A 14,723-nucleotide genomic window follows, 5' to 3' on the forward strand; every position below is an offset into this window, starting at 1 on the left:
TTCGATTCCTTTCGCTCACTTCTCTCGTCCAGATAGAACTATCTAAGACTATCAGAAGCGCTTGGCTAATTAAAGCAACTTTACGTAGTTTCTCGAGAGGAAAATGAGGAGCCCCAAATCAGGACTCGACCTTGATTTGCTCTGCGTTAATTTCCCAATCACAACCACTGACCTTAAACGTGATCACTTTTTGAGATTTGTCCAGGCGCTTCTGAATTTCCTCTAATTGTGACTGAGAAAAATCACGTTTTCCGAGGGAAAATAGGTACTGAGCAAGCAGCCTGCGCTGCTCAAATTGATTTAATGTCAGATAAAAAGCACGAGAGATGCCCTCTACGCCTTGTGGCTTATTAGCCTCATTTTGACTCAGCAAATCAGTTCCCGGTTTGTGCTCCAAAGAATGAAGCTCCTGGGCCAAGGTTTCTAAGGACCGAGCTAGGCTATTCACCGCGCCTTTTTGCCTTTTTTCCAAGGCCTTCAGCCAATCCTCACGGACCCAATTTCTGAATGGGTCCAGGATGGCATTCGATGGATCCTCAAATGCCCGCAAACGTTCGCTGCGTAAGTATTTTCTGAGCTCCACTTTTGGAGTCTCCAAAAAGGGACGAAACACACCCTGACTGTAGTAGGACATAGCAATCAAACCTTGCGCCCCCGTCCCGCGCACGATGCGCATCAAACGAGTTTCCAAAAGATCATCACTGTGATGCCCCGTCGCTAAAACTTCAAAGTCGTGCTCTTTTTGTAAGCGTTTTAACGCCTCATAACGCTGATCGCGGTATTGAGCTTCAGATTTTGCCAAGGATTTGGATTTCAGCGCAAAGAACTGCACCCCCAGCTTTTTACAAAGCTTTTCACAGAAAGCCTGAGCTTCCTTGCGATAATCCTGATTTTTATCGTCGCCGTGATGGAAATAACAAGCGCCCAGTTTTTCGGCCTTAATAAGTTTTGAAAGCACCGCCAGAGTTGCCACAGAGTCTGCACCACCCGACAAAGCCACCAAAAATTTCTTATCTTGAAGATCAAATTTTTTAATTAATTTCCAAACCTGATGATCTAAATCCTGCTTGGGCCGCGTGCCGCCCGTCACTCTCTTCACTGAACTGCTCCCACACCGACGGTTTTCACATTCACAAATTCCATGATACCGAAATGACCCAATTCACGGCCATAACCGGATTCCTTCACTCCCCCGAAAGGAATGCGTGGATCTGATTTTACAAAATCATTAACCACGACGAATCCTGCTTCCATTTCTTTTTCAATCAGCTCTTTACCCTTTGCAAGGTCTCGGGTAAAGATCCCCCCGCCCAATCCGTAAGGAGATGAGTTGGCAATTTCCATCGCCTCTGTCGCATCTTTAGCGACGAAAACCATAGCCACGGGACCAAAAACTTCCTCGTGGTGAACTTCTGGATTGTTCTTATCAAACAACACCAGTGTTGCTGGATAAAACGCACCCGCCCCTTGCGGAGCCGTACCGCCGAACAAAACTTTTCCGCCCCAGCTTTTTAATTTTTCCACCTGAGTGATGATAGTGTCTTGAAAGCGTTTGCTTGCTAGCGGAGCGAGCGGCAAGACTTTCATTTCGTGCTCCATGGCGTTTAAGAATTCTTGCAAAACTTTTTCAACGACGACGAAACGTTTTCCGGCCACGCAGCTTTGCCCGCAATTTTGCAAGCGAGTTTTAGCGCAGGCTTTAGCCGCAGGGATCACATCGGCATCTTCTAAAACGATGTAGGCGTCACTGCCCCCCAACTCTAAAACAATCTTTTTTAAGTTTTTAGCTGCGGTTTGCGCGACCGAACGACCACCTGCCGTGCTGCCTGTGAAAGTCACCCCGCGAACCATGTTGTGGCCGATGATTTTTTCAGCGACCTCGTGATCGACCTGGCAGTTTCTAAGCAAAACCATATTCGAAGTGAGGTCTTTAAAAATCTGACCGATCTTTTCAGAAACGCCCGCGGTCAAATCAGCATGCTTAAGAATTATTACGTTACCTGCCATCAAGGCCGGAGCGGCAAAGCGAATCACCTGCCACAAAGGGAAATTCCACGGCATGATGCTGAACACGACGCCCAGGGGTAAAAAACTGACTTCGGCACTTTGATAAGGCGAAGCGGTTTTTTGATTCTGCAACATCGTCGCGGCTTCCTTAGCATAGTACTCACAAGTGACTGCGCATTTTTCAACCTCAGCTTTACCTTCAGGAATGAGCTTCCCCATCTCTAAATGCATTTGCAAAGCCAAATCATCACTGTGTTTACGAAGACTTGCGGCTAAATTATTAAGAACTTTCGAACGTTCTGAAAATGAAACTTTACGCCATTTTTCAAAGTCGTTTTTAGCATCCAAGATCATGCGTTCCGCTTGATCCCAAGTAGCATGTTCAAATTTTTTGAGTTGTTCCCCGGTTGCGGGATTAACAGTAGAAAAGGAGCTCACAAACACCTCCAGGAAAACTGCATAACAGTTCACCTGAACAGTGAAGCATAGGATTTAGATTGTTGTAAACACCTGATAAAATGACACAGCGGTACCGACCATAAAGACCGAAGTCATCATTGCCCACGCCATAATCTTGTAACCCTTGCCAAGCTGCATGGCTCTAAAAGCATAAGGTCTTTGATTAGCGAAAATAGGAATGGGTGCCACCACCGCATGAATCAACTGACGGCAGCAAAAGCAGAAAAGTACGACTGAAATAAAAGTTAGGAATTCCGTTTCCATCATCATGGATGACTTATCGGCGCAATCTGCCTCAACTTGAGACAGACAAGAGTCTAGCTTTCTTTGGAATCCTTCGCGGGATCTTTTTTGATGATATCGATTTCGGCAGAGATTTTGAATTTATGCGTCTCTGCGAATTTAGAAAACTCTTTTACGAAATCAATTTTCTGAATGATGCTGACGACTTCTTTGGTCACACGACCCGTGATTTCGTCTTTGGATTTATTAGCACCTTGAATTAACAAATTTAAAGCTTCTTTAGGAAGTTTCAACTCTGACAAATAAGATTTCAGACCTTCTTCGCTCATAAAAGCGGCAGAAACTCCGGCAGTGAAAACCTTTTTCACCGTATCTCCCAGCAGACCTTTTAAGTCCCCTGGAGATTCTTTTTCGTCTTTTTTAGAGTTGGAATCAGACGCCATACAGTTGCTTCACTCGCTTGTGATATGAACTCATCATATTTGGTAAGTTCACACTGACCAATGCATTTGCGATCGGCCCTGGAACAAACATGTTGAAAGTTGCTTCTACAGAGTATGTTGCGCGAGTTTTACCAGCTTCGTCTTGGATTTTCCAAGAGCCCACAGAGGTTTTAAACATGTCACCGGAAGCGAATTCCCAAGTGATGCTGTTAGGTGCAGCCTCTGTCATCCAAAGTGAGTACTTAAAGGTTTTTACGACCGCAACGTTGTACTCGACAAGTTTACGGTTGCCTTCAGTTTTTAAAACTTTGCATTGTTTCACTTCCGCCAAAAACTCATGGTATTTTTCGTAATCAGAAATGATTTTAAAGAATTGCTCAGGTGTGCAGTTGAAAACTTCGGTTGTTGATGCTTTTGCCATATGTGAATTACTGTGACTTTCAGATCACATACAGTCAACGCTAGCCTAGACCTGCGAATCAAATGAGAACTGTTATGTTACATCGGCATAATGTTGCGTTCGCCCTCTGGATGTTAACTGGACAACGGTATAAACAGATAATATACCTTCACGATCCTAAGGAAAGGAGTCAGCACATGAAGCCGAAAATTTTGATCGTCGACGACGAAAAAGATCTTCGCGACCTGATCTCCTACTTCCTGACTCGTGCGAACTATGAAGTAGATTTGGCTGAAAACGGCTGTATCGGCTTTGAAAAAGTTCAAACCTGGAAGCCTCACCTGGTTATTAGCGACATCCGCATGCCCGTCTGTGATGGCTTTGAGCTGCTTAAAAAGATCAGCAACGTTCCAAATAACGACACACCTGTGATGTTCATTTCTGGCTACGTCGGTGGTGATGAAGAAGAACTTCGCAAAAATCCACACTGCGTGGGCTTTATCCCAAAACCAGTTAATAAGATTGAATTATTAGAAATGGTGAAACAAGCCTTACCGGCTTAAGAGTTCTTTTTCGGCAGACGAATCACGAAGCTTGTATGATTGTGATCGATATCCACGTACAGCTGCCCTTGATGAGCCTCGACCAATCCTCTGGAAATACTCAATCCCAAACCGGTGCCCTTACCAATTTCTTTGGTCGTATAGAACGGTCTAAAGATCTCTGCTTGGATTTCAGGATCGATACCAGGTCCACTGTCAGTGATGCGCAATTCGATTTGCTCACCCAAATCTGAAACACCGATCGCGATCCATTTTTTTGGAAGATCGCGAATCGCCTCAAACGAATTGTTCAAAAGATTCAACAAGACCTGAGAAATCTGCACCGGGCGGCACGGTAAAATTAGTTTTGTCGGTGGCGGCAAGATCAAGTCCACATTCGCAAGCTTGAATTTTTCATAGCAAAGCGAAAGTGTATTATCGATCAAAGTTTGCACGGAAATCTCTTCGATTGGATCCTTCGTGCCATCACGTGCGAAAGTTCTTAATCCACGAACGATGGTGGCAATACGATTGGTTGTTGATTGGACTTTCTCGATCGATTCTTTCATCGACTGACGATCCAAATTGCCGTCCTCAAGAAGATCCATCTGCTGTTCCGCTGAGAGCAAAATCACGTTCAGTGGCGTATTGATTTCATGAGCGATACCACCCGCCATCTCCCCCAGGGAAGCTAACTTCGCTGAGTACTCTGCACGGGATTTTTGATTTAACAATTCGTCTTGAGTATTTTCGAGTTGCTGAATAGCCAACGTCAGATTTTGTTTTTCAATATTTAAAGCTTCTTCGGTCTCATAACGGGTGACCATGCTTTCGTAAAACTCACGGGAGTTTCCGTAAACATACACTACAAAAGTGAACACGAAGATCGTCCAAACACCGTAAGGAAGTTCTCCGTGATGACTCGAAAATGCTAAAAAGATCCCGGGCATTACGCCAACTAAAGCTAAGAAATAAACCGAAATGCGCGGACTCAGGGAAAGCGATGTCGCCGATCCCGCCATAATAGCGCTGATTAAAAATGAAGTTACAAAAATTTTGGAGTCGGGATTCATTGGATCCCAAAAACCAAATGAACATACAATCCCAAGCATCGTTGAACTGATAAGAATCACCACCGAGTGAAGTGGTGCCCACTTGTAGAGTGACTTCACTCCTTCACGACTGATTTTGATACCCAAGAATAAACGAATGATGCTGCAAAGAAGAGCGGTGCCCGCTGCCAATTGATGCCACAAGAAATAAGAAGGTGTAGTCACGACAGGTTTGATTAACAAAATAGCGAAGACCACCGTGAACCCCACGGCTGCTGCCTTACTACGACGGCAAAAATCTAACTCTATATTGTCTAAGACCGCGCGACTTAATACCTTCATGCAAAATAACCTTAACAGACGTACTGTATGCTGTCACGAGTACGACTCCAAATTTCCCAGAATGTGATGGCGGATGGCGATAAATTAATTGTACGCAATCTTCAAAAAAGAAAACGTGCAACGGTTAAGTCGCACGTCTTCGTTCTCGCGAAAGTCAGTGAATTTAATTTCAACCCTCTACTAGTGAGTTGAGTTATTTCCTCTGCGATCGTTCGAATCTTTGTTAATTAAACTTTCTCGGCCAGAGACTTCAAAGTCAGTCTCATCATCAACATTGAATGGCTCTTCGCCAACATTGCTAGATGTAGACTTCGCTTGATTTACTTCGGTCTGACCTAATGGTCTCAGCGAAGGATCAGCTTCTGACGCTCTCCTATCCAACCCCGGCTCAGTATCCGCTTTTGGATTGCTGACCTCAGTTGCTTGATGCTCTTTGTGAGTATCTTCAGAAAATTTTGGCGGCACATCAGCTTTTCGATTTTGCTGCGCACCTGATGATGGATTCTTTTCCGGCATTTGTGGATTAGCCATAACTTCCTCCTTATAAAAAACTCTGCAAGGAACTGTCTTAGTATTGGCCAAAACCAACGCAAAAACCACCAACCAAAGCCCCCATTTGCATTTCGATTCTGCAAGCAAGGTCACCAAGGTCTTAGAGTTCAGGAACAAGGTAGTATGTTATTTTTTGAAATTGAAAAGAGCGTCGGCGGCGGCTCGCAGTTTCGCGGCTTGATCTTCCTGACCAGCTCCGCCTTTGCGTGGCGTGAAGTAATCACAGAAGTTTGCGCGTTCTTTTTCGCGCACGACGTCTGCTTGGGTTTCGCGGCATTCGTTATAAACTTTGGGATCGTAGAAATCGCAGTTTTTGCAGACGTGCACATCGGCACGACAGTGAGGGCATTCCTCACGACGGCCGATGTTACCTGCGAAGGTCATCTCTTTTTTGCAACTGAAACAAAAAAGTTGAGCACTCATGGCTTAGGATTTTTTCTTTTTCCAAGTGAAATCGTGGAATGATTCAATCGTACGGATTGTGCCCGTCGCTGAACGCATGACGATCGAGTGGCTCTTCGCTTTACCATCTGGCAAGAAGCGCACGCCTTTTAACAATGAACCATCTGTGATCCCTGTTGCTACGAACATCACCGAGCCACTTGCAAGCTCGTCACAAGTGAACTTTTTGTCCAAGTCTTTAAGACCCATTTTTGAAGCACGAGCTTTCTCTTCGTCGTTTCTCCATTTAAGGCGACCTTGGAAGTCTCCACCCAAGCATTGCATCGCTGCTGCCGAGATCACGCCTTCTGGTGCTCCACCGATACCGATTAGCAAATCGATACCAGAGTCAGGCCATGCCGCAGACACCGCTGCAGAAACGTCGCCGTCCCCGATCAACTGGATGCGCGCACCTGTTTTACGAACTTCATCGATCAATTCTTTATGACGAGGGCGATTCAAAATCACAACTGTCATGTCGCTGACTTTTTTACCCAACGCTTTCGCAACAGCTTCCACGTTTTCAGTCGGAGTTTTATCGATATCGATTTTACCTTTTGCTCCTGGGCCGCAAGCGATTTTATCCATGTAAGTGTCAGGTGCGTGAAGGAATTTTCCTTTTTCAGCAACAGCGATTACGGAGATAGAACCCGGTCCGCCCGTTGCACAAATCGTCGTACCTTCCAATGGGTCCAAAGCGATATCCAATGCCGGAGCATCGTCAGTTTTAGTCCCTACTTTTTCACCGATATAAAGCATCGGAGCCTCGTCGCGCTCCCCTTCACCGATCACCACAGTGCCGTCCATACGAAGAACGTCGAAAGCTTTTCTCATGGCATCCACGGCTGCTGCATCGGCTGCTTTTTCATCGCCTCTACCCATCCAACGAGCGGATTCAAGGGCTGCTGCTTCGGTCACACGTACAAATTCTAAAGCCAGGTTTCTGTCCATGATTCTTTCTCCACTGCGGCCTTAATTTCGGCCGGTAATCTCATCAATTTTAAATCTTTTCCCAGGGCCACGTGAACTGTCTGTGCAACAGAACATGTGCTATTTCCCCTGCCGCGCATGCGGTACTGAAAAATCAAGCGAGTGCCCTCAACTCGGGCCTGCACTTCAATTTCCAGGTCATCGCCAAAGAACGTTGGTTTGAGGTGTTTCACTTGCGTCTCATAGACCGCAAAGTAACTGGCAGATTCCGGTTTTTGATAGTCGATTAAGCCTTTGCCAATCGCCCACGCCACCCGGGCCTCCTCATAAAAACGCAGGTAATTGCTATGATGGACAATTCCCATGAGGTCTGTTTCGTAAAACTGAACTTTATGACGATGAATAAACATTGATTATTTCTAGACTAAATTGATAGTTTAAGTCTACGCATTATTTCCTGGAGAGCTGATGGCAGTCACTGAGTGGCAAAAAAATCTTCCGACTCGAATCACGATGAGCCGCATCTTTATGGTGCCGGTCGTTGTGGGCGCTATGTATCCGAACACTTTGACTTGGAATATTTGCGCAGCACTCCTGTTCCTAGCTGCCTCCACCACTGATTATTTTGATGGCTACTATGCTCGCAAATACGGTGCGGTTAGCAATTTCGGTAAATTCATGGACCCGATTGCGGATAAAATCCTGGTCACGAGTGTCCTAGCGATGCTTTTGGCCCTGGGTAAAATCGACGCCTGGATGGTGATCGTGATAGTGGCTCGCGACAACTTTATCGGGGGCATTCGCTCCGTTGCTGCGGCGGATCAGATCATTATTGACGCAAAGCCAGCCGGAAAGTGGAAAACGGCTATGCAAATGTTGGCCATCCCCCTTGTAATTATTGGAAATGTCGACGAATACGTGCCCTATTTGGACAAAGTTGGCTACGGCGTCTTGTGGGTTAGCGTCATTTTGAGTATAACTAGCGGTATTGAATACTACTATGGATACATGAAGAGCCGCAAAAGCTCCTAGGAACGTATGCTTTTACACCTATCACCAAGTAATTGGTTTTTTATCTTCTTAGCTCTTTTATTGAGCAGTTATTTGAAGATCGCTTCTGCTAAAACGCAGAAGCCTGTGTTCTTTGCTTCTTCCTCAGTATCTCGTCTGCTTCGTTAAGATATCTTTTAAAAATCCTGCAAACCTAAAATGTCTTTACAGATATCCATCTGGCGATCGATTTCCGCGATCGCCTTTTGCAATTTTAGGGCATCTCTTTCATCCACTTCAGCTTCAAGTGCTGCTTTAACAATCGGATGCTTTTTCAACCACGCTCCTTGTTTGGATGCGTAGTTTTCAGGAACTCCGGAACGGAAAGCTGCGAGTCTGGCGTTTCCGTCTCGTAAATACTCCACAATAAATTTTAACGTTTCCAACGTAAGCAATTTACGATGGGCCTTTAAGCGAGATGAAAAACCGACTTGTCTGATGCGCATACTAGCGATGATACACACCTCCACCCCAGTCGCAAACATCTGACGTTCAGCACGACGTGAATTTCTAATTAAACTGAACTCCCTTTACACTCTGTTTTATTTCTCTTACGCTTTAAAAGCATAAGAAAGGATCTTCATGAACCAACCAGATCAGGAAATGAACTATAAGGCATGGATTGCCGTTTTAATTTTGGGTGCTCTTATTTGGATCACGCCAACTCCGCAAGGACTTGACCAAGGCGCTTGGCATTTATTTGCGATTTTTATCTCTGCCATTTTTGGTATCGTCATCAAAGCTGCCACGATGGGCAGTATCTCGATGATTGCTATCGCTCTGGTTGCGGTTCTTCAATTGCGTGCTCCGGGCAATGTCGCTCAATCAGTAAAACTTGCGTTGAGTGGTTTCGGTAACGGAACGATCTGGATGATCACGATTGCTTTCTTTATTTCTCGTGGTTTTATCAAAACAGGTTTGGGCCGTCGCGTGGCTTACTGGTTCATCGTTAAACTTGGTAAAACTCCACTGGGCATTGCTTATGGTTTGGCGTTTTCAGATTTGGTTCTGGCTCCAGCAACACCAAGTAACACGGCCCGTGCCGGTGGTATCTTGATGCCGATTATGAAATCTATCTCGATGGGATTCGGTTCTGATCCTGCAGATCCTAAAACTCACCGTCGCATGGGTGCTTACCTGACATTGAATTCCTACTACGCCAACCTTTTGGGTGCGGGGATGTTTATCACGGGTACGGCTTCAAATTCTATGTGCCAAAAGTTCGCAAAAGATTTGGGCGTAGAAATTTCTTGGGGTGGTTGGGCAATGGCCGCACTCGTTCCCGGGATTGTATCTTTAGCTTTAACTCCATGGTTGCTATTCAAAATTTATCCACCTGAGTTGAAAGACACAAAAGCTGTTCAACAAGAAACAAAACAAAAATTGAAAGATCTAGGCGCTGTTACTCGCAATGAGTGGTTGATGGTGACTGCGTTCTTGATGCTTTTGGTGATGTGGATCTTTGGACCACAATTGAAAATCGATGCGACAGTTGGCGCGATGATCGGTCTTTCATTCTTGCTTCTAAGTGGTGTTCTGACTTGGGAAGATGTGAAAGGTGAAAAAGGCGCTTGGGATACAATGGTATGGTTCTCGGCCCTTGTGATGATGGCAGAGGGGTTAAATCAACTCGGCTTCGTCAGCTGGTTCAGTGAGATCGTAAAAACTCAACTGGGTCATTTACCGTGGTACTGGGCTTTCCCTGCGGTGATCTTGGTTTACTTCTATACTCGTTACTTGTTTGCGAGTGCGACGGCTCACGTGGCTGCGATGTACTCTGCCATGCTTGCAGTCGGTATTGCGGTTGGGATCGATGGCAAACTTGTAGCCTTGATGTTGGGCTTCACAGGTTCATTGTCAGGAGTTCTAACTCACTATGCGCACGGACCTGCGCCGATTCTGTATGGTATCGGCTATGTGGACCTTAAAGACTGGTGGAGAATCGGTTTCATCTTCTCGATCGTGTATATCGTGATCTGGATGGGCCTTGGCGCCGCTTGGTGGAAAATCCTCGGCGTTTATTAAAAGGCGCCTGGCACCTTTTAAGGGAGCGATAGACCGAAGAGAGCGGCGTGCAAGTGTTGAGTATTTCAATGTTTTTCTGACTTACTCAACTGCCGCAATTCGGCCTCTTTTTAGCGGTTAGACGTTCCCTTAAAGTCAACAGCTCCTCATATTACTTTGTGTTTATGACCAATCCCCCGTCATTTCAAAGACTTACTTAGGAAACACCCTCTAAGGAATCACCTGGCTTTCTCCTTGCTCTAAAAAGGGCATAAAGAAAAATCAGGAGATTTACCATGACTAAAATGAGACACAAAAGCCGCGTGATGATGTTATCGCTCGCCGTTCTCTTAGCGTTACCTTCATGCAAAACAGGGCCTTCTCAAGATCCGAGAGATTCTTTCTGGAATGGTAAATTCCCACGACAACTAGAGTGGATGCGCAGTCAGGTGCGTGAGCTTTCACAAAAAGAGCGCGACGCCATCGTGATTCGCCAAGAAAAAGACGCACGCAGAACAGATCTATTACGTGTCGGCGTGATTGATAGCGGTGTCGACATTGCTCACAAAGATCTTCAAGCACAAATTGATTATCGCATCGTCGATGGCCGAGTGGCTGGCGCCGGTATTGATATTATGGGAAACGGTCCATCAGGAACTCACGTGATGGTCGACCCCACTCTTTTCGCTTTCGGTGCTAAGGCGATCAAGAATGGACTTATCGTTGAGCCCGTAGAAAGCCCTTTGCAGCTTATCAAGGAATCAAACACACTTTTCGTTGAACATTTCTATGCGGCTCTGCAAAACGATCCGGAGATTAAAGAAAGTGTTTTCATTAAACTTCCGAAAGAAGCAATCAGTCTGCGTGGAGCCCTCGAGGTTACAAAAGGCGCCAGCTGGCCAGAAATATTTGATCGCATCAAAGGAAATAAAATACTTGATGCCGAGATGATGGAAAAACAAAGAATTTATGACTTTTATACGGGCCCAAAATACTATACTCCAAATATGATCTCCGTTGGCCAATCCTTAGAACACGGTCAAAGATTCTTTGAACTAATGAAAGAATCCATGGAATACGTAGACCAAAAAACGAACCTAAACAAAAACATCGAATTGCTTCAGCAATTCATGAAGCTCCAAGAAAAGCCGGCCCTAACTCCAATCACCCGTGCGAAAGCAATCGACAGGCTCGATGCCTCATTTAATATGGCAATTTGGGGTTACGATGCATTCGATCCACTCACTCAATTAGAAAAAGCCATTAACAGCACAGCAGACTTTAAAGGCAAAAGCACGGTCGAAGCCGCAGAACTCCTTATTACAAAAGGCAAAGAACGCTATGCTAAGCTCTTACAAGACCCTTCCCTTAGCAAGGAAGACAAACAGTCCATTCGCAATGCGATGAAGCGTATCGAACAATTAAGACCGCTAGCAACAGATCTTAAAAACTTCCAGCAAGATCCTGTAGCTTATGCAAAAATGAAGTCCGATCTACGCCGCTACGTTATTCGTACCCAACATCCCTATCTAGATAGCAGCAGCAACTCCAATAGCCATGCGACCCATGTCTCAGGCGTTATTGCTCGTCAAAATCCAGATGTTCGCATCGTTCCAATTCGTGTTACGACCGGGCCTGTAGCTCTTGCCCCTGAAAGACAAAAGGAGATTATTGAAAGATACTCGAGTGAATTCTCTGAGTGGCTTAAACTGCCTATCGTGAGCGAACTGATCGCGATGATTAATAAAGAATACACGGGTGTTAAAATCACCCCTGTTCGTGCAGAAAAAATTCTGAAAGATTATCTTGGCACACTGAAAGGAACGCTTGATGCCGTTTTCATCGAAGACGTACTCAAAGCCATTGAAGCCGCAGGTAAGCAACAACTAAAACTGGCCAATGTTTCTTTAGGTATGACATTTAAAAAGGAATACTCGCTTGATAGAAAACAGCAATCTGCTGTAACAGATTTGTTCTCTGAGTTCGTACGCTACAAAATCGGCCAGACGATGCAATTCAAAGCACCAGGTACATTGTTCGTCGTAGCCACAGGTAACGACGGTGGCTGGATCGATGGCGTTACAAAAACAGGTTTCCCTGTGGGAATCACATCGACACGTTTTATTGAAATTGCAAAAAACAAAGGACTGCCAGACACTCCAAACAATGCTTTGAAAAATATCTTGGCAGTGGGAAGTATCAACGAAAATGGTACGCTGACTGCATTTTCCAATATCTTAATCGACCCTAAAGTACCTCAGGTCTTCTCAACGGGTGAAGAAGTCTACTCTTCTGTTCCAGCAAAAAGCAAAGAACACTCTACGAATTTAGTGAAGAATGAATTTAAAGAAGTCATCAAAGCAAACGATCTTGCTGTTAAATCTCTCGACCCTCTCCCTATCTCTGAGAGACTCACCACTCAAAGCAAGATCCTGATGGAAGGTCGAATTGTAGATTCATTTCAAGATGCAATGGCAACCAAGATGACATTGGAATCTCCTCTGGGTCGTCAAAACATGTCAGGAACATCGATGGCAACACCAACGGTGACCGGAATTCTTGCAAATTACCTTATTGATAAAATGGCGAAAGAGCACATCTCTTCCAAAGACGCCTACCTGCATCCAAGCTTGATGCCAGAACAAGTTGTTAAAGAAACTTTGGCAATGGCTAAACTGAGCCCGAACTCATCGGTGATCACCATTAGAATGCTGAATGAAGGCATTAAAAAATGGGGCATCGCTAAAGAACAAACGGCGCAAAAACAGAAAATACAGCAGATCCTTCGTGCTACTGTTATCCGCTGCGAAGCTGTCTTTACGAGATAACTTCCTCAACAACTTCAGGAATTGATTCCCAGAGCTCCTCCTTGAGGAGCTCTGTTTCTTTAAGACCCAGCTCTTTCATGTAATCTCGGATCAGCTCAATTTTTAATCTTTTAGAGGCGCTCTCATCCATCTGGAGAGTCTGAATGATTTCCTCCAACCGAGCACTGGGAATAGTCTGCTTACCTGTTAGGATGCGTGAGACAAAGCTAGGATTGACCGATAGGTCCTTTGCGAAATTGCGGAGCGAATATTTAGGATTCAAAGACTGCCTCTGCTCCAAAGCAGCTTTTAAAATTTGATGGACTCGACTCACGATGACTTTCCCCTTCAGTGCCACTTTGCCATCTTGCAAAGCTGGTAAGAGGTAAAAAGCAATACGTGTACCAATTGTATCTGGTTGCGTTTTAGGACTGTTGCAGATTCAGGCAACACAAAAAAGAAAACCCGATACATTGCTGTATCGGGTTCATAAATTTCAAATCAAAATTTTGGAGATAATTATCTGCCGTTGCCGTGTGGAGGTTGGTTACCGGAACCACCTGCAGAACCGCCGCCAGCGAATGCACTTTGGCTTGAGCCAATAACTAGAACAGAAGCAATAAGTAGTGCGATAAAGAATTTCATAACTATTCGTTCTCCAAAAGCGTATCAACAACAGTGAAAGCAAATACAGGGATATTTCCCTTAGCGTTAGGTTTTTCCAGAAGTTTTACACGCGCTTTAAAGGCGTCTTCTTCAATTTGAACCCATTGCTTATATGTTTCTTCACTCACTGTTTCGAAGTAAAGAGACATAAAGTTGGCGAAGTTGGAATCAGCGTTAGCTGGCTTCAAATATCGCTCTGTGAGTCTAATTCCTACGGCTTTAATAGCTTCCGCAGAAAATGGTGCTCTCACCTCACCTTGACCATAAAGTCCATTCCCGAGGGGTCGGAGAACCTTAAGGTCTACCATGCGTTCGAGCACTCCAAGACCATAAGAACCGAATCTCTGTTGGACAAAATTAGCATCGAAAGGACGTGTTTCAGACAAAACATAAAGCTCTGTGAAACATGGATCTTTTTGCAAATCTGCATCGAGATCAAAATTGTAGCGATGAAGAGGCGAAGATTTTAACTGAGGGTCCGTCTTTTCTAGTTTTTCGCGAACGACCGGAGGAACTTTGGTCACAAGATGATTAAGGTCACGAGAATCTAGTAAGCAGGAATACAGTTTGTAAAGAGTTGCATAGTTTGGATTGTGAGTTTGTTCACGCAAACGATTCAAGGTCTTTACATGGATCTGGGACTTCGTCGCCAACATGGTAAGGCCCTTTTTAGGGTCCTTAAAACGCGTCAGGTAGGCCTCGATATCCAGAGCTACTTGCTCAGGAATCGAACTAACTTGGCTGCGCTCGTTCATTTCGACGTTAATTTCCATTGTTCCCCATCA

18 protein-coding genes are annotated in these 14,723 nt (G+C 44.9%); 4 read left to right on the plus strand and 14 right to left on the minus strand.

What is annotated here, in order from left to right; translation table 11 throughout:
• Positions 1-118: 118 nt before the first annotated feature.
• The 5 genes from tilS to ACLVWP_RS09915 are packed head-to-tail and all read right to left on the minus strand — an operon-like array spanning position 119 to position 3,573.
• Positions 119-1,099, minus strand: coding sequence for a tRNA lysidine(34) synthetase TilS (gene tilS, locus ACLVWP_RS09895; RefSeq protein WP_413557078.1), 981 nt, complete (start codon positions 1,097-1,099; stop codon positions 119-121).
• On the minus strand, positions 1,096-2,445 hold the full coding sequence (locus ACLVWP_RS09900) for an aldehyde dehydrogenase family protein (protein ID WP_413557079.1): 1,350 nt from the start codon (positions 2,443-2,445) through the stop codon (positions 1,096-1,098). Before ACLVWP_RS09900 ends, tilS begins: the two co-directional genes overlap by 4 nt.
• A 54-nt stretch (positions 2,446-2,499) precedes the next feature.
• Positions 2,500-2,736: a hypothetical protein gene (locus tag ACLVWP_RS09905; protein WP_413557080.1), complete on the minus strand. Its 237-nt coding sequence runs from the start codon at positions 2,734-2,736 to the stop codon at positions 2,500-2,502.
• A gap of 47 nt (positions 2,737-2,783) precedes the next feature.
• Positions 2,784-3,152, minus strand: coding sequence for a hypothetical protein (locus ACLVWP_RS09910; RefSeq protein WP_413557081.1), 369 nt, complete (start codon positions 3,150-3,152; stop codon positions 2,784-2,786).
• Positions 3,142-3,573 carry a type II toxin-antitoxin system RatA family toxin gene (locus ACLVWP_RS09915; RefSeq protein ID WP_413557082.1) on the minus strand — a complete coding sequence of 144 codons (432 nt, stop codon included), beginning with the start codon at positions 3,571-3,573 and terminating at the stop codon, positions 3,142-3,144. Before ACLVWP_RS09915 ends, ACLVWP_RS09910 begins: the two co-directional genes overlap by 11 nt.
• A 176-nt stretch (positions 3,574-3,749) precedes the next feature.
• On the opposite strand from ACLVWP_RS09915, the gene ACLVWP_RS09920 reads away from it, so the two are divergent.
• Positions 3,750-4,115: a response regulator gene (locus tag ACLVWP_RS09920; RefSeq protein ID WP_413557083.1), complete on the plus strand. Its 366-nt coding sequence runs from the start codon at positions 3,750-3,752 to the stop codon at positions 4,113-4,115.
• Here the strand turns inward: ACLVWP_RS09920 and ACLVWP_RS09925 are convergent.
• The 5 genes from ACLVWP_RS09925 to ACLVWP_RS09945 form a co-directional block, all read right to left on the minus strand.
• Complete coding sequence (locus tag ACLVWP_RS09925; RefSeq protein WP_413557084.1) at positions 4,112-5,488, minus strand: sensor histidine kinase; 1,377 nt, start codon at positions 5,486-5,488, stop codon at positions 4,112-4,114. The two genes, ACLVWP_RS09920 and ACLVWP_RS09925, sit on opposite strands and share 4 nt — an antisense overlap.
• A gap of 180 nt (positions 5,489-5,668) precedes the next feature.
• Positions 5,669-6,019, minus strand: coding sequence for a hypothetical protein (locus ACLVWP_RS09930; RefSeq protein WP_413557085.1), 351 nt, complete (start codon positions 6,017-6,019; stop codon positions 5,669-5,671).
• Between the two features lie 147 nt (positions 6,020-6,166).
• Positions 6,167-6,463 carry a hypothetical protein gene (locus tag ACLVWP_RS09935; RefSeq protein ID WP_413557086.1) on the minus strand — a complete coding sequence of 99 codons (297 nt, stop codon included), beginning with the start codon at positions 6,461-6,463 and terminating at the stop codon, positions 6,167-6,169.
• Between the two features lie 3 nt (positions 6,464-6,466).
• Positions 6,467-7,432, minus strand: coding sequence for a class II fructose-bisphosphatase (glpX, locus tag ACLVWP_RS09940; protein ID WP_413557087.1), 966 nt, complete (start codon positions 7,430-7,432; stop codon positions 6,467-6,469).
• The gene (locus tag ACLVWP_RS09945; RefSeq protein ID WP_413557088.1) at positions 7,411-7,821 is read right to left on the minus strand and encodes an acyl-CoA thioesterase; all 411 of its coding nucleotides are present in this window, start codon (positions 7,819-7,821) and stop codon (positions 7,411-7,413) included. Before ACLVWP_RS09945 ends, glpX begins: the two co-directional genes overlap by 22 nt.
• A gap of 58 nt (positions 7,822-7,879) precedes the next feature.
• Here ACLVWP_RS09945 and pgsA point away from each other — a divergent pair, with 58 nt between their 5' ends.
• Positions 7,880-8,443, plus strand: coding sequence for a CDP-diacylglycerol--glycerol-3-phosphate 3-phosphatidyltransferase (gene pgsA / locus ACLVWP_RS09950; RefSeq protein ID WP_413557089.1), 564 nt, complete (start codon positions 7,880-7,882; stop codon positions 8,441-8,443).
• Positions 8,444-8,598: 155 nt separating this feature from the next.
• Here pgsA and ACLVWP_RS09955 read toward each other — a convergent pair whose 3' ends face one another.
• Positions 8,599-8,907 carry a terminase small subunit gene (locus tag ACLVWP_RS09955; protein ID WP_413557090.1) on the minus strand — a complete coding sequence of 103 codons (309 nt, stop codon included), beginning with the start codon at positions 8,905-8,907 and terminating at the stop codon, positions 8,599-8,601.
• A gap of 136 nt (positions 8,908-9,043) precedes the next feature.
• Between ACLVWP_RS09955 and ACLVWP_RS09960 the strand changes: the two genes are divergently transcribed.
• Together ACLVWP_RS09960 and ACLVWP_RS09965 are read left to right on the plus strand one after the other, a co-directional pair.
• Positions 9,044-10,486, plus strand: a complete 1,443-nt coding sequence (locus ACLVWP_RS09960; protein WP_413557091.1) for an anion permease — start codon at positions 9,044-9,046, stop codon at positions 10,484-10,486.
• A gap of 275 nt (positions 10,487-10,761) precedes the next feature.
• Positions 10,762-13,293: a S8 family serine peptidase gene (locus ACLVWP_RS09965; protein WP_413557092.1), complete on the plus strand. Its 2,532-nt coding sequence runs from the start codon at positions 10,762-10,764 to the stop codon at positions 13,291-13,293.
• Here ACLVWP_RS09965 and ACLVWP_RS09970 read toward each other — a convergent pair.
• The 3 genes from ACLVWP_RS09970 to ACLVWP_RS09980 all read right to left on the minus strand — a co-directional run bounded on the left by ACLVWP_RS09970 (position 13,283) and on the right by ACLVWP_RS09980 (position 14,711).
• Entirely contained in the window at positions 13,283-13,645 is a 363-nt protein-coding gene (locus tag ACLVWP_RS09970) for a hypothetical protein (RefSeq protein WP_413557093.1), read from the minus strand. The genes ACLVWP_RS09965 and ACLVWP_RS09970 overlap by 11 nt on opposite strands.
• 146 nt (positions 13,646-13,791) lie before the next feature.
• Positions 13,792-13,917, minus strand: a complete 126-nt coding sequence (locus tag ACLVWP_RS09975; protein ID WP_413557094.1) for a hypothetical protein — start codon at positions 13,915-13,917, stop codon at positions 13,792-13,794.
• A 2-nt stretch (positions 13,918-13,919) separates the two neighbouring features.
• Positions 13,920-14,711 carry a hypothetical protein gene (locus ACLVWP_RS09980; RefSeq protein ID WP_413557095.1) on the minus strand — a complete coding sequence of 264 codons (792 nt, stop codon included), beginning with the start codon at positions 14,709-14,711 and terminating at the stop codon, positions 13,920-13,922.
• Positions 14,712-14,723 lie beyond the last annotated feature (12 nt).

Source organism: Bdellovibrio sp. HCB209, from assembly GCF_047306065.1.
Taxonomy (GTDB): Bacteria; Bdellovibrionota; Bdellovibrionia; order Bdellovibrionales; family Bdellovibrionaceae; genus Bdellovibrio.

What these genes read in the sequence shown, in the direction of transcription:
- glpX (WP_413557087.1), bottom strand. Translation starts at nt 7,432, where the DNA reads ATGGACAGAAACCTGGCTTTAGAATTTGTACGTGTGACCGAAGCAGCA.
- ACLVWP_RS09960 (WP_413557091.1), top strand. Translation starts at nt 9,044, where the DNA reads ATGAACCAACCAGATCAGGAAATGAACTATAAGGCATGGATTGCCGTT.
- ACLVWP_RS09910 (WP_413557081.1), bottom strand. Translation starts at nt 3,152, where the DNA reads ATGGCGTCTGATTCCAACTCTAAAAAAGACGAAAAAGAATCTCCAGGG.
- ACLVWP_RS09965 (WP_413557092.1), top strand. Translation starts at nt 10,762, where the DNA reads ATGACTAAAATGAGACACAAAAGCCGCGTGATGATGTTATCGCTCGCC.
- ACLVWP_RS09935 (WP_413557086.1), bottom strand. Translation starts at nt 6,463, where the DNA reads ATGAGTGCTCAACTTTTTTGTTTCAGTTGCAAAAAAGAGATGACCTTC.
- ACLVWP_RS09975 (WP_413557094.1), bottom strand. Translation starts at nt 13,917, where the DNA reads ATGAAATTCTTTATCGCACTACTTATTGCTTCTGTTCTAGTTATTGGC.
- ACLVWP_RS09955 (WP_413557090.1), bottom strand. Translation starts at nt 8,907, where the DNA reads ATGCGCATCAGACAAGTCGGTTTTTCATCTCGCTTAAAGGCCCATCGT.
- pgsA (WP_413557089.1), top strand. Translation starts at nt 7,880, where the DNA reads ATGGCAGTCACTGAGTGGCAAAAAAATCTTCCGACTCGAATCACGATG.
- ACLVWP_RS09980 (WP_413557095.1), bottom strand. Translation starts at nt 14,711, where the DNA reads ATGGAAATTAACGTCGAAATGAACGAGCGCAGCCAAGTTAGTTCGATT.
- ACLVWP_RS09925 (WP_413557084.1), bottom strand. Translation starts at nt 5,488, where the DNA reads ATGAAGGTATTAAGTCGCGCGGTCTTAGACAATATAGAGTTAGATTTT.
- ACLVWP_RS09930 (WP_413557085.1), bottom strand. Translation starts at nt 6,019, where the DNA reads ATGGCTAATCCACAAATGCCGGAAAAGAATCCATCATCAGGTGCGCAG.
- ACLVWP_RS09920 (WP_413557083.1), top strand. Translation starts at nt 3,750, where the DNA reads ATGAAGCCGAAAATTTTGATCGTCGACGACGAAAAAGATCTTCGCGAC.
- ACLVWP_RS09905 (WP_413557080.1), bottom strand. Translation starts at nt 2,736, where the DNA reads ATGATGATGGAAACGGAATTCCTAACTTTTATTTCAGTCGTACTTTTC.
- ACLVWP_RS09945 (WP_413557088.1), bottom strand. Translation starts at nt 7,821, where the DNA reads ATGTTTATTCATCGTCATAAAGTTCAGTTTTACGAAACAGACCTCATG.
- ACLVWP_RS09915 (WP_413557082.1), bottom strand. Translation starts at nt 3,573, where the DNA reads ATGGCAAAAGCATCAACAACCGAAGTTTTCAACTGCACACCTGAGCAA.